The 13,498-nt window shown below is 66.2% G+C and carries 7 protein-coding genes, 1 pseudogene and 1 riboswitch; of the genes and pseudogenes, 1 reads left to right on the forward strand and 7 read right to left on the reverse strand.

The annotated features are described in order from the left end of the window. Window positions 1-381 precede the first annotated feature (381 nt). From thiC to katG, 3 genes are all read right to left on the reverse strand, one after another. Window positions 382-2,310: a phosphomethylpyrimidine synthase ThiC gene (gene thiC / locus Tchar_RS06675; protein ID WP_144328285.1), complete on the reverse strand. Its 1,929-nt coding sequence runs from the start codon at window positions 2,308-2,310 to the stop codon at window positions 382-384. Between the two features lie 93 nt (window positions 2,311-2,403). Beyond that, window positions 2,404-2,509, reverse strand: a riboswitch (TPP riboswitch). 122 nt (window positions 2,510-2,631) lie between these two features. Next, complete coding sequence (locus Tchar_RS06680) at window positions 2,632-3,948, reverse strand: diguanylate cyclase domain-containing protein (protein ID WP_144328286.1); 1,317 nt, start codon at window positions 3,946-3,948, stop codon at window positions 2,632-2,634. 291 nt (window positions 3,949-4,239) lie between these two features. Next, entirely contained in the window at window positions 4,240-6,420 is a 2,181-nt protein-coding gene (katG, locus tag Tchar_RS06685; RefSeq protein WP_144328287.1) for a catalase/peroxidase HPI, read from the reverse strand. 257 nt (window positions 6,421-6,677) lie between these two features. On the opposite strand from katG, the gene Tchar_RS06690 reads away from it, so the two are divergent. Beyond that, a complete protein-coding gene (locus Tchar_RS06690; RefSeq protein WP_144328288.1) occupies window positions 6,678-7,313 on the forward strand; it encodes an NnrU family protein in 636 nt (211 codons plus the stop codon). 33 nt (window positions 7,314-7,346) lie between these two features. Here Tchar_RS06690 and Tchar_RS06695 read toward each other — a convergent pair. The 4 genes and pseudogenes from Tchar_RS06695 to prpC form a co-directional block, all read right to left on the reverse strand. Then, window positions 7,347-8,208 (reverse strand): annotated as a pseudogene (locus tag Tchar_RS06695) (isocitrate lyase/PEP mutase family protein). Window positions 8,209-8,225: 17 nt separating this feature from the next. After that, complete coding sequence (gene prpF, locus Tchar_RS06700; RefSeq protein WP_144328289.1) at window positions 8,226-9,428, reverse strand: 2-methylaconitate cis-trans isomerase PrpF; 1,203 nt, start codon at window positions 9,426-9,428, stop codon at window positions 8,226-8,228. 1 nt (window position 9,429) lies between these two features. Then, entirely contained in the window at window positions 9,430-12,057 is a 2,628-nt protein-coding gene (gene acnD, locus Tchar_RS06705; RefSeq protein ID WP_144328290.1) for a Fe/S-dependent 2-methylisocitrate dehydratase AcnD, read from the reverse strand. Between the two features lie 124 nt (window positions 12,058-12,181). After that, the gene (gene prpC, locus Tchar_RS06710; RefSeq protein WP_201739317.1) at window positions 12,182-13,351 is read right to left on the reverse strand and encodes a bifunctional 2-methylcitrate synthase/citrate synthase; all 1,170 of its coding nucleotides are present in this window, start codon (window positions 13,349-13,351) and stop codon (window positions 12,182-12,184) included. Window positions 13,352-13,498 lie beyond the last annotated feature (147 nt).

Consider the following 13,498-nt stretch of genomic DNA (forward strand, 5'->3'; position numbering starts at 1 on the left):
CCAGCCGCAACCGGCGCGTGGGATGGGGCTTGCCAAGGGGAGCGCTGAATCGGGTGATGGACCGGCGTAGCCACGCCGGCTGCCATGGCGGTGTTGAGGAAAACCGCAAACCGTTGCCAACGGCACACACGGGGGAAAGCAACCCATGCGGCGCCACCAGTGTACCACGCACCGCGACCCGGCGTGGACCCGGAACACTCGGGCCTGGGTACCGCGGGCGGGCGCGGCCAGCGCCGTGGCCCCGGCGGCCACCGACACTGCGCACACGAGGGGGGTGCGGCTCGCCTCGTCTCGTCTCATGCACCCGACGAACCGGCTGGAGTCGACCGCGCTTTGCCGGGCGGTCCCACCGCACCCGTCGCCGGTGCACGAAACGGCACATCAAGGACGCGTCAGGGGCACATACACCTGGCTGCCCGTGCGCCGAAAGTCCTGCGCCTGCTGCTGCAGGCCCTGCTGCAGCGCCTGTTGCTCGCTCAGCCCGTGCTGCGCGGCGTAGTCGCGCACCTCTTGCGTGATCTTCATGCTGCAGAACTTGGGGCCGCACATGCTGCAGAAGTGCGCCACCTTGGCCGACTCCTTCGGCAAGGTCTCGTCGTGAAAGGCGCGCGCCTTGTCCGGGTCCAGGCCCAGGTTGAACTGGTCGGCCCAGCGAAACTCGAAGCGCGCCTTGGACAGGGCATTGTCGCGAATCTGGGCGCCCGGGTGCCCCTTGGCCAGGTCGGCGGCGTGGGCTGCGAGCTTGTAGGTGATGATGCCCTCTTTGACGTCATCCTTGTTGGGCAACCCGAGGTGCTCTTTCGGCGTGACGTAGCACAGCATCGCGGTGCCGTACCAGCCGATGAGGGCCGCACCGATGGCGCTGGCGATGTGGTCGTAGCCCGGTGCGATGTCGGTGGTCAGCGGCCCCAGGGTGTAGAACGGCGCCTCGTGGCACCACTGCAACTGCAGCGCCATGTTTTCTTGGATGAGCTGCATCGGCACGTGCCCTGGGCCCTCGATCATCACTTGGACGTCGTGCTTCCAGGCGATCTGGGTGAGCTCGCCCAGGGTCTCGAGTTCCGCCAACTGGGCCTCGTCGTTGGCGTCGTAAATGGAGCCGGGACGCAAGCCATCACCCAGGCTGAAGGCCACGTCGTAGGCCTTCATGATCTCGCACATCTCTTCGAAGTGCGTATAGAGGAAATTCTCCTGGTGGTGGGCCAAGCACCATTTGGCCATGATCGAGCCGCCGCGGCTGACGATGCCGGTGAGCCGGTTGGCCGTCAGCGGCACGTAGGCCAGTCGCACGCCGGCGTGAATGGTGAAGTAATCCACCCCTTGCTCGGCCTGTTCGATGAGCGTGTCGCGAAACAGCTCCCAGGTCAACTCCTCCGCCTTGCCGCCGACTTTTTCCAGTGCCTGGTAAATCGGCACGGTACCAATCGGCACCGGGCTGTTGCGGACGATCCACTCGCGCGTCTCGTGGATGTGGCGGCCGGTGGACAGATCCATCACGGTATCCGCCCCCCAGCGAATGGCCCAGGTCAGCTTGTCCACTTCGTCTTGAATCGACGAGGCCAGCGCGCTGTTGCCGATGTTGGCGTTGATCTTGACCAGAAAGTTGCGGCCGATGATCATCGGCTCGCTCTCCGGGTGGTTGATGTTGGCGGGGATGATGGCGCGCCCGCGCGCCACCTCATCGCGTACGAACTCGGGCGTGATTTCCTCGGGCCATCGGGCGCCGAACGACTGCCCCCGGTGCTGGCGCGTGAGCAAGGCGGCCAGGCGCTCGCCCTGCGGGCCGCTGGCGCGCAGCGATTCCAGGTAGGCGCGGCGGTTGTTGTTTTCGCGGATGGCGATGAACTCCATCTCGGGCGTGACGATGCCGCGGCGCGCATAGTGCATCTGGGTGACGTTGGCCCCCGGCTTGGCCCGGCGTGGCTGGCGCTGCAGCCCCGGAAAGCGCAGCGCAGCCAGCGCCGGGTCGGCCGCGCGTTGGCGCGCGTGTTGCGAGCTGGGCTGCGCCAGCACCTCGGTGTCGCCGCGCGCTTCGATCCAGCGCTGGCGCAGGGCGGGCAGGCCTTGGCGGATGTCGATGCGGGCGTCGGGGTCGGTGTACGGCCCCGAGGTGTCATACACGAAGATCGGCGGGTTGGGCTCGGCACCCAGGCCGGCTGGGGTGTCGCTTTGCCGGATCTCACGCATCGGCACGCGAATGTCGGGGCGCGAGCCCTCGACATAGATCTTGCGCGCGTTGGGAAAGGGCTGGACGGCAGCGGCGTCCACGTGAGCCTGGGCGGCCACGAACCGGTCGGCAGGGGCATTCATCGGGGCAACTCCTTCGGGTGGCGATATCGATGCTCCGAAGGGTGACCACGCGGGGCCTGGACCGAACGGGCGCGGGCCTGGGTCACCCGCGCACACCGCCCGTCACGCTCTCCTTCCGCCGGCATGAACCGGATCAAGTTCACGGGTTTGGCCGCTGGCCATCTCAGCCCGCCGTTGGCGGACACCCCGGAGCACAGCTCCATTGTAGAGGGGGTTTGGCATCGGCGCGCAGGCCCCGGACCCGAGGCGCAGCGCCACAGCCATGAACGGCAATGCCGCAACCGAAGCAGCGCCGCCCGGTCGCGCTCGACGCTGGGACCGTCATGCGCTGGGCGCGACGACCCACATCTCGATACTGGCGCGGTTTTTGCCGCCCTCTTTGGCGCGATAGACGCCGCTGTCGGCACGTTGCAGTAAGGCCTGCACCGGCACTGCGCCCCAAAACAGCACACCGCCGACACTGGCCGAGACGTTGAGCGCCTCCCCGGGAACGACCCCGTCGATGGGTTGCGTCAACGCCGCGCGCACCTGCCCAACCAAGCGCTCGACGTTGCGGCGCGCGCTGCCCTGGCTGCGGCCCAAGCCCTCGAGCACGGCGACGAATTCGTCGCCGCCGTAGCGCGCCAGCGTATCGGTGCGTCGCAACTGTTCGCGCATGCGGCGGCACAGGGTCACCAGCACGGCGTCCCCAGCGGCGTGGCCGTGCTGGTCGTTGATGCGCTTGAAATCGTCCAGATCGATGAACAGCAGCGCGGCCCAGGTCGGGCGGCGTTGCTGCCGCAACAACGCCTGCTGCAAGCGGTCGAGCAACAAGCGTCGGTTCGGCAGACCCGTGAGTGCATCGAAAAACGCCAGCATGCTCAACTCGGTGATGTCGCGCACCACCGCCACGAACCGCTCCGGAGCGCCCGCAGCCGCCACGCGCGCCATCGACAGTTCGAACCAGCGTTCCTCGCCGCCGATGGTCAAGCGATAACGCAGGCCATGGACCTGACGCTGGCGCCGCGCCACCTCCATGGCTTGCTGTGCGATCGTCAGCACTTCGGGAGGCAACAGCTCATCCAAGCGTCGCCCCAGCAGTTGATCAGGCGGCACCAACAACAATTCGGGCCGCGGCGCATGTACCCGGCGATAGACACCATCGCCGTCGATCTCGAACAACAGGTCGGGCAAGGCTTGCAGCGTGGCGTGCAGCTCGGCACGCGCACGCTGCAGGCGCTGCTCGAGCCGCTTGCGCGTCGTGATGTCCTGCGCCACCCCGATATAACCCGTGAATTGCCCCTGGGCGTCGAAGCGCGGCACACCACTGATGCTGGTCCACAAAGGGCGGTCGCCGCGCGTGCGCCATTGCAGCTCCAGCCCGCGAAACGGCTGGCGCAACCACAAGGGGCGCCAGCGGCGCTGCAGTGTCTGCCCCGCATAGACCAGTGCCGGGCTCTCCCACGGCCGCTGCCCGATCAAGCGTGGCAGCGGCGGCGTCTTTGGCGCTTCGGCCAAGGGCTCGACCCGCACCACGCGCAAACTGGCATCCATCTCCCACAGCCAGTCGGCCACCAACCCCAGCAGCGCTGGGTGAGCAAGGCCACCCACCCGGTCCGATGAGGGCGCGGTGGTGTCGGTGCGGTGGGACGCGGACATGGAGGGCCTACCACTCAATAAACTGATCAATGTACCCTCACCTAACCGCCGTGGCAATCCCCCAAATGGGGGACCCCTCCCCTACCTGGTCGGCAACCGCCGATCCAGGCATCAGCGCCGTCCGCATCACAGCCGTTGCGGGACACGGCGCAGCGCGAGTGGCAAGCCCTGCTGCGTCGGCACAAGCGCAGCCCATGCCTGTATGCACCGCAGCGCACGTGGCCCGCCCGGCGACCAAAGTCGCCGCGGCGGACGCACGCCCGCAGCCGAACACGCTGCCCGACTGCCCCGTCAGGGCCGCAGGTCGTAGCGGTCGGCGTTCATCACCTTCACCCACGCCGCTACGAAGTCGCGCACGAATTTTTCACGGTTGTCGTCTTGCGCGTACACCTCGGCGTAGGCGCGCAAAATGGCGTTGGAGCCAAACACCAGATCGACCCGCGTGGCCGTCCAGCGCACGCGCCCGCTGGCGCGCTCCACCACTTGGTAGCGGTTGGTCCCTGCGGGCACCCAGCGGTAGGCCATGTCGGTCAAGTGGACGAAAAAGTCATTGCTCAGCACGCCCACGCGGTCGGTGAAGACACCGTCCGGTGAGCCCCCGTGGTTGGCCCCCAGCACGCGCATACCGCCGACCAGCACCGTCATTTCCACCGCGGTCAGACCCATCAGCTGGGCGCGGTCGAGCAGCAGCTCCTCGGGCTGCGCGGCGTACGGTTGCTTGAGCCAGTTGCGAAAACCGTCGGCCAGCGGCTCCAGCACGGCAAACGCCGCCACGTCGGTCTGCTCCTGGGTGGCGTCGCCGCGCCCCGGGGCGAAGGGCACGTCGACCGCCACACCGGCCGCGCGTGCGGCCTCCTCCACCGCCATGCTGCCCGCCAGCACGATGACGTCGGCCACACTGGCCCCAGTGGCGGCGGCGATGCGTTCGTACACCGGCAGGACGCGCGCCAGGCGCTCGGGCTCGTTGCCCGGCCACTCTTTTTGCGGTGCCAGCCGGATGCGCGCCCCGTTGGCCCCACCCCGAAAATCCGAACCACGGAAGGTACGCGCGCTATCCCAGGCCACGCACACCCGGTCGGCAACCGACAGGCCCGCAGCCGCAATGTGCGCACGCACGGCGGCGACGTCGATGTCGCGGCGCCCGGCGGGCACCGGGTCTTGCCAGATCAGATCTTCGGTCGGCGCCTCGGGGCCGATGTAGCGTGTGCGCGGTCCCAGGTCACGGTGCGTGAGTTTGAACCAGGCGCGCGCGAACACCTCGGAGAAGTAAGCTTGGTCGGCGGCGAATCGCTCGCTGATGCGGCGGTAGATGGGGTCCATCTTCATCGCCATGTCGGCGTCGGTCATGATGACGCGGTGGTTGCGCAGGGTCGGGTCTTCCACATCCACCGGCGTGTCTTCGGGCTTGAGGCCGATCGGCTCCCACTGCCAGGCGCCGGCCGGGCTCTTTTTCAGCTCCCACTCGTAGCCCAGCAGCAGCTTGAAGTAGCCGTTGTCCCAGCGGGTGGGATGCGTCGTCCACGTGCCTTCGATGCCGCTGGTCACCGTGTCGCGGCCGATGCCGCGCGTGGTGTGGTTCATCCAGCCCAGGCCCTGCTCTTCGATGGGCGCGCCCTCGGGTGCCGGGCCTAGGTTGGCCGCGCTGCCGTTGCCGTGCGCCTTGCCCACCGTGTGCCCGCCCGCCGTCAACGCCACGGTTTCCTCGTCATTCATGCCCATGCGGGCGAAGGTCTCGCGCACGTGCTGCGCCGTGCGCAAGGGGTCGGGCTGGCCATTGACGCCCTCTGGGTTGACATAAATCAGCCCCATCTGCACCGCCGCCAACGGGTTTTCCAGCGTCTTGGCATCGTCGAGCTGGGCATAGCGCGCATCGCTCGGCGCCAACCATTCGCGCTCCGACCCCCAGTAGACATCTTTCTCCGGGTGCCAAATGTCTTCGCGCCCGAACGAAAACCCGAAGGTCTTCAACCCCATGGTTTCATAGGCGACGTTGCCGGCCAAGATCATCAGGTCGGCCCAGCTGATGCGGTTGCCGTATTTTTTCTTGATGGGCCACAGCAGGCGGCGCGCCTTGTCCAGATTGGCGTTATCCGGCCAGGAATTCAGCGGCGCGAAGCGCTGGTTGCCGCTATTGGCCCCGCCCCGTCCATCGGCGATGCGGTACGACCCCGCCGCGTGCCAGGCCATACGGATGAACAAGCCACCGTAATGCCCCCAGTCGGCTGGCCACCAGGGCTGGCTGTCGGTCATCAAAGCGGCCAGGTCGCGCTTGAGTGCTGCCACGTCCAGCTTGCGCACTTCTTCCCGGTAGTTGAAGCCCGGCAAGGGGTTGGTCTTGGTGTCGTGCTGGTGCAGGATGTCGAGGTTGAGCGTGTTCGGCCACCAAGCGGTGGGGCTGTGCGCGGGGTCATTGCGGGTGACGGCACCGTGCATCACAGGGCAACGGCCGGTGGCGGGGGCATTGGTGTTCATGATGGGCTCCTGTCGTGAGGGGGAACACGACGTCATGGCAAAGCGCGGCAAAACGTTGTCGTCTCGCAACCACTCAATAGACGTCATCAATCAAAAAAACTTGTCAATTGATGACTATAGTCTATCCCTGATCGCGCGCTATCGTGGTCGTTTCTGTCAATGACGACGATAGCGTGTGCTTCATGCCGCACACACGGCGCGGGTTGCGGCTATGATGGGCGGCATAGGGACGCTGCCGGTCCCGTCGGAGGTACGAGATGCAGTGGCTGGTACTCGGTTTGATCGTATTTTTGGGCGTGCACTCGGTGCGCATCGTGGCCGACGACTGGCGCACGCAAACCATCGACCGTTGGGGACTGGCGACGTGGAAGGCGGTGTACTCGCTGCTGTCGCTGGCGGGTTTGGCCCTGATCGTGGTCGGCTACGACTTGGCGCGGCAGGCGCCGTTGACGCTGTGGCAGCCCCCGCTGGGCATGCGCCATGCCGCCTCACTGCTGACGCTGATCGCATTCGTGCTGTTGGTGGCCGCCTACGTGCCGGGCAATGCGCTCAAGGCTCGGCTCGGCCATCCGATGGTGCTGGCCGTCAAGCTGTGGGCCTTTGCACACCTGCTGGCCAACGGCACGCTGGCCGATGTGTTGCTGTTTGGTGGCTTTTTGGTGTGGGCCATCTTCAATTACCGCAGTGCGCGCCGGCGCGGCGCAGCCCCCGGCCCCAACCGTGCACCGGCCGACGACGCAGCGGCGGATGGCCTCGGCGACGAGGTAGCCACCGACGGCGCGCCGAGCACGCTTGCGGCGACGGTGGCCACCGTGGTGGTGGGTGTGGCCGCCTGGGCCCTGTTTGCCTTTTGGGCGCACGGCGCCTTGTTTGGCGTGCGGCTGTTTGGCTGACGAGAAATCTTGACGAATATGCTGAGCCTGCGCTCAAGCGCGATAACGCGCTTCGAGTGCGTCCCAATGAGCCTTGCCCACCAAGCGCTGGCGCTCGGCAAACGTGGCCACGAGCCCACTGTCTTCGTCCACGCGCTGTTGATCACGCAGTTGCCGCAATGTCGCCTGCATACCCGCCAATGCCCCTTGCAGGGCGGCATTGGCGTACAGCACCAGACTGTAACCCCACTCGCGCAGTTGTGCCGCCGAAACGATGGGGGTTTTGCCACCGATGACCATGTTCATGAGGTGGGGGGCGCGCGCGCTGGGGCAAGGCACGCATGTGCTCGGTGTCGGTCACCGCCTCGACGAACAACAGATCGGCCCCGGCTTCGACGAAGCGCTGTGCACGCTCGACGGCGGCATCGAAGCCATGCACGGCGGCAGCGTCGGTGCGGGCCATGATGAGCAGGTCCGGATCACGCCGCGCGTCAACCGCCGCTTTGATCTTGTCCACCGCCTCATCCAAGGGGATCACCGCTTTGCCGGCAAAATGCCCGCAGCGCTTAGGGTTGACCTGATCTTCGAGTTGGATGCAGTCGGCCCCGGCGCGCTCGAGCGTGCGCACGGTGTGGTAGACGTTGAGGGCATTACCGAAACCCGTGTCGGCGTCCACGATCAGCGGCAGCGCGACCGCGTCGCGGATGCGGGCGGTGTGCTCGGCGATGTCGCTCAGGCCGATGAAGCCCAAATCCGGCAGGCCCAGCCACATGTTGCTGACCCCCGCGCCTGTGATGTAGAGAGCCTCGAAGCCGAGGTCCTCGACGATTTTGGCCGACAGCGCATTGATGGCGCCTGGAACGATGATGGCGCGGCGCTGCTGCACCAGCGTTTTGAGTTGTTGTCGCGTAGACATCTTGGCATCCTTTTGGATCACGATTGCTCTTCCAACAAGCTGGCAGGTACCCGAACGTGGCCATCCATCAGCACCCGCGCACTGCGGCTCATCCGCGCTTTGCGCACCACCCACTGGCCGCCCACTTGCTCGACGGTGGCGCCCACACGCAGCACGCCGCTGGGATGGCCGAACGTGACGGTCTCGCGCGCAACACCGCCGGCTGCCTCGTTGACCAAGGTGCCAGGAATGGCGGCTGCCGTGGCGATGGCCACCGAGGCCGTGCCCATCATGGCGTGATGCAGGCGGCCCATCGACAGCGCACGAGCGAGCAAATCGATCTCCGCCGCCTTCACCGGCTTGCCGCTGGAGGCCACGTAGTCGGCCGGCGGTGCGACGTACGCCACCTTCGGCGTGTGCTGGCGCTTGGCCGCCTCCTCGGGGGCGGCGATCAAGCCCATGCGCAGGGCACCAGCCACGCGGATGGCCTCGAACATCGCCAAGCGCTCGCGATGCTCGTTGATGGCGGGCTGCAGCTCGGTGCCAGTCAGGCCCACGTCTGCCGCCCGCACGAACACGGTGGGGATGCCGGCCGTGATCATCGTCGCCTGCACGGTGCCAAATCCGGGCACCTCCAGCGTATCGACCGGATTTCCGGTCGGAAACATCGCCCCGCCGTCGCCGCCCTCGTCCACCGGATCGAGGAATTCCAGCGCAATCTCGGCACTCGGGAAGGTCACCCCATCCAATTCGAAGTCGCCATCCTCCTGCACCTCACCGTTGGCGATGGGCACGTGGGCGACGATGGTCTTGCCGATGTTCTTCTGCCAGATCCGCACCGTACACACGCCGTCGTGCGGAATGCGTTCGGCCGCAATGAAGCCCTTGGCGATGGCGAAGGGCCCGACGGCACTGGAGAGATTGCCGCAATTGCCGCTCCAATCCACGAAGGCGCTGTCGATCGACACCTGGCCGTAGAGGTAGTCCACGTCGTGCCCTGGCTGGGTCGCAGGGCCGATGATCACGCACTTGCTGGTGCTGCTGGTGGCACCGCCCATGCCATCGATGTGCTTGCCATAGGGATCGGGCGAGCCGATGACGCGCAGCAGCAGGGCATCGCGCACCGGGCCCGGCATCTGCGCAGCGGCTGGCAGATCCTGCAAACGGAAGAAGACCCCTTTCGACGTGCCACCCCGCATGTAGGTGGCGGGAATACGCAGCTGCGGACGGAAGGTCGTCATGTCAGGCCGCCTTGGTCGCATCGAGGAAGTCTTGTGCGAAGCGCTGCAGCACCCCGCCCGCTTCGTAGATCGCCACCTCCTCGGCGGTATCGAGACGGCAGCGCACCGGGCATTCCACGCGCGTGCCATCTTTGCGGTGAACCACCAGCGTCAGCGTCGCCCCCGGCGTGCGGGCGCCGACGACGTCATAAGTCTCGGTGCCGTCGAGGCCGAGCGTGAGCCGCGTGGTGCCGGGCAGGAACTCGCATGGCAGCACGCCCATGCCGATCAGGTTGGTGCGGTGGATGCGCTCGAAGCCCTCGGCCACGATCGCCTCCACGCCGGCGAGGCGCACACCCTTGGCCGCCCAGTCGCGCGAGCTGCCCTGTCCGTAGTCGGCACCGGCGATGATGATGAGCGGCTGGCCGCGCTGCATGTAGGTCTCGATGGCCTCCCACATGCGCATCACCGTGCCATCGGGCTCCAGCCGGGCCAGCGAGCCCTGGCGCACCCGGCCCTCGGCATCGCGCACCATCTCGTTGCGCAGGGTGGGATTGGCGAAGGTGGCGCGCTGTGCCGTCAGATGATCGCCGCGGTGTGTGGCATAGGAATTGAAGTCCTCGGGCGGCAGGCCCATCTTCGCCAGATACTCGCCGGCGGCGCTGTCTGGCAGGATCGCATTCGAAGGGGAGATGTGGTCGGTGGTGATGTTGTCGCCGAGGATGGCGAGCGGACGCAGGCCGGAGAGCGTGCGCGGCTTGGCCAAGGCGCCCTCCCAGTAGGGCGGGCGACGGATGTAGGTGCTCTGTGGCCGCCAGTCGTAGAGCGGCTTCACCGCCTCGCCGTGTTCGACTGCCGCGCGGAACATCGGCTCATAGACTTGCCGGTACTGTTCGGGGCGCACCGCCTGCTTGACCACCGCATCGATTTCAGCGTCACTTGGCCACAGGTCTTTCAGCAGGATCGGGGTGCCGTCGGGGCGATGGCCCAGCGCGTCCTTCTCGATGTCGAAGCGGATGGTGCCGGCAATGGCATAGGCCACCACCAGCGGCGGCGAGGCGAGAAAGGCCTGCTTGGCGTAGGGGTGGATGCGCCCATCGAAGTTGCGGTTCCCCGAAAGCACGGCCACGGCATAGAGATCGCGGTCGATGATCTCCTGCTGGATCTTCGGATCGAGCGCGCCACTCATGCCATTGCAGGTGGTGCAGGCAAACGCCACGATACCGAAACCCAGCGCTTCGAGCTCCGCTTTCAGCCCGGCCTCCTCGAGATAGAGCGCCACGGCTTTGGAGCCGGGTGCCAGCGAGCTCTTCACCCAGGGCTTGCGCTTGAGGCCCAGTGCATTGGCCTTCTTCGCCAGCAGACCGGCGGCGATGACGTTGCGCGGATTGCTGGTATTCGTGCAGGAAGTGATGGCGGCGATGATCACCGCACCATCGGGCATCAGCCCTTGCGCTTCCTGCTCGCGCGCGGCGGCGAGGTTCCCGGCGATGCCCCGGGCCGCGAGCTCGGTGGTCGCCACCCGGGCATGCGGGTTCGAGGGGCCGGCCAGGCTGCGCACCACGGTGGAGAGATCGAAGTGCAAGGTGCGCTCGTATTCGGCGGTCTTGAGGTCGTCGGCCCACAGGCCGGCGGTCTTGGCGTAGGCCTCGACCAGGGCCACCTGTGCCTGCGAGCGACCGGTCAGGCGCAGGTAGTCGAGGGTGTTGTCGTCGATGAAGAACATCGCCGCCGTTGCACCGTACTCCGGCGCCATATTCGAGATGGTTGCGCGGTCGCCGAGCGTCAGCGCTGCCGCCCCCTCACCACGGAACTCGAGATAGGCACCCACCACTTTCGCCTGGCGCAAAAACTCGGTGAGCGAGAGCACGATGTCGGTGGCGGTGATGCCGGGCTGCGGGCGGCCCGAAAGCTCGACGGCGACGATCTCCGGCAGGCGCATCCACGAGGCACGTCCCAGCATCACATTCTCCGCCTCGAGACCGCCCACGCCAATGGCGATGACACCGAGCGCGTCCACGTGCGGGGTGTGCGAATCGGTGCCGACGCAGGTGTCGGGGTAGGCCACCCCCCGCCCCGCAGCGTCGCGCTCCACACCAATCACCGGCGACATCTTCTCCAAATTGATCTGGTGCATGATGCCGTTGCCGGGTGGGATGACCTCGACGTTGCGAAAAGCGCGCCGGGTCCACTCGATGAAGTGGAAGCGATCCTCGTTGCGGCGGTCCTCGATGGCGCGGTTCTTCTCGAAGGCCTGCGGATCATCCCCACCGCACTCCACCGCCAGCGAGTGATCGACGATCAGTTGCACGGGCACCACCGGATTCACCTGAGCCGGATCGCCCCCACGCTCGGCAATCGCATCGCGCAGGCCGGCAAGATCGACCAGGGCGGTCTGCCCCAGGATGTCGTGGCAGACCACCCGCGCTGGGAACCAAGGGAAATCCAGATCGCGGCGGCGCTCCACCAACTGGCGCAAATAATCTGGGATGCGCACCGGTTCGGCCCGACGGACGATGTTCTCGGCGTGCACCCGCGCGGTGTAGGGCAGGCGCGCCCATGCGCCGGGCTGCAGAGCCTCCACGGCCTCACGGGCGTCGAAGTAATCGTAGGGTGTGCCGGGCAGTGGCTTGCGGTGGGCTAAATTCATGGTTTCTATTCAAAACACACTTACAGCACGGGTCGTGAACGTATGGGCAGCGTACGACCCAGCCGCGGCGATGAGATGGTGGTCACTGATCCAGACTCCCCGACTCGGCCAACGCTGTGCCGGGTCACCCCCGGCGATCCAGTGGTACGAAGGGGCGGGGTTCGGGTCCCACATAGTGGGCGCTGGGACGAATGATTTTGTTGTCGATGCGTTGTTCGATGACGTGGGCTGACCAACCACTGGTGCGCGCAATGACGAATAGCGGTGTAAACATCGGCGTGGGCACGCCCATCAGATGGTAGCTGACAGCGCTGAACCAGTCGAGGTTGGGAAACATGCGCTTTTCCGCCCACATGACCTGCTCGATGCGCTCGGCAATATCGAACATAGCCATCGATCCCGAGGCTTGCGACAGACGGCGGGCGACCTCCTTGATGACGACATTGCGCGGATCGCTGACGGTGTAGACCGGATGCCCGAAGCCGATGATGACTTCCTTGGCCTGCACCCGACGGCGAATGTCGGCCTCGGCTTCATCAGGTGACGCGTAGCGCTTTTGGATTTCAAACGCCACCTCATTGGCGCCACCATGCTTGGGTCCGCGCAACGCGCCAATGGCCCCGACGATGCAGGAGTACATGTCGCTGCCGGTGCCTGCAATGACCCGCGCGGTGAATGTGCTGGCGTTGAACTCATGCTCGGCGTACAGGTTGAGCGAGGTGTGCATGGCTCGCACCCACTCAGCCGGCGGCTGTCGCCCATGCAGCAGATGCAAAAAATGTCCCGCGATCGAATCGTCGTCCGTCTCAACCTCGATACGACGCGCGTGGTGACTCCAGTGGTACCAATACAGCAGCATCGAACCCAAAGAGGCCAGAAGCCGGTCGGCAATGTCGCGCGCTCCGGCCAAATTATGGTCGTCCTTTTCGGGCAGCGTGCACCCCAGTACCGACACGCCGGTGCGCATCACATCCATCGGATGGGCGCTGGCGGGCAAACACTCCAGCGCTTGACGCACCGCCTGTGGCAAGCCGCGTAGCGAACGCAACCGCGCCTTGTATGCCATCAGTGCGGCACGTTGAGGCAGCTCGCCATGCACCAGCAGGTGCGCCACTTCTTCAAACTCGCACCCCTCAGCCAAGTCTAGGATGTCATAGCCTCGGTAGTGCAGGTCATTGCCGCTGTGCCCGACGGTGCACAGCGCGGTACTGCCAGCGGCCACCCCCGACAAAGCAACCGATTTTTTCGGTTTTTGCGGGCTGGAGGTCAACTCCCTTTCACTCAAGACCGACATCAGACACTCCTTTAAAAATAGGTGGAGTCAATAATCAAGTGCAACACCCCTGATCTGCCCTGCACTCGACCCTGCCGCCGTCCCATGGGAACCCACTACCAGCACCTGAGCGCCGAAGAGCGCGCCACCATCATGATCCTGCTGCAG

The organism is Tepidimonas charontis (genome assembly GCF_007556685.1).
GTDB classification, from domain to species: Bacteria; Pseudomonadota; Gammaproteobacteria; order Burkholderiales; family Burkholderiaceae_C; genus Tepidimonas; species Tepidimonas charontis.

Bases quoted from the DNA above. Each gene is read 5' to 3' on its own strand.
- acnD (WP_144328290.1), bottom strand. From the start codon at position 12,057: ATGAATTTAGCCCACCGCAAGCCACTGCCCGGCACACCCTACGATTAC.
- prpC (WP_201739317.1), bottom strand. From the start codon at position 13,351: ATGTCGGTCTTGAGTGAAAGGGAGTTGACCTCCAGCCCGCAAAAACCG.
- prpF (WP_144328289.1), bottom strand. From the start codon at position 9,428: ATGACGACCTTCCGTCCGCAGCTGCGTATTCCCGCCACCTACATGCGG.
- Tchar_RS06680 (WP_144328286.1), bottom strand. From the start codon at position 3,948: ATGTCCGCGTCCCACCGCACCGACACCACCGCGCCCTCATCGGACCGG.
- katG (WP_144328287.1), bottom strand. From the start codon at position 6,420: ATGAACACCAATGCCCCCGCCACCGGCCGTTGCCCTGTGATGCACGGT.
- Tchar_RS06690 (WP_144328288.1), top strand. From the start codon at position 6,678: ATGCAGTGGCTGGTACTCGGTTTGATCGTATTTTTGGGCGTGCACTCG.
- thiC (WP_144328285.1), bottom strand. From the start codon at position 2,310: ATGAATGCCCCTGCCGACCGGTTCGTGGCCGCCCAGGCTCACGTGGAC.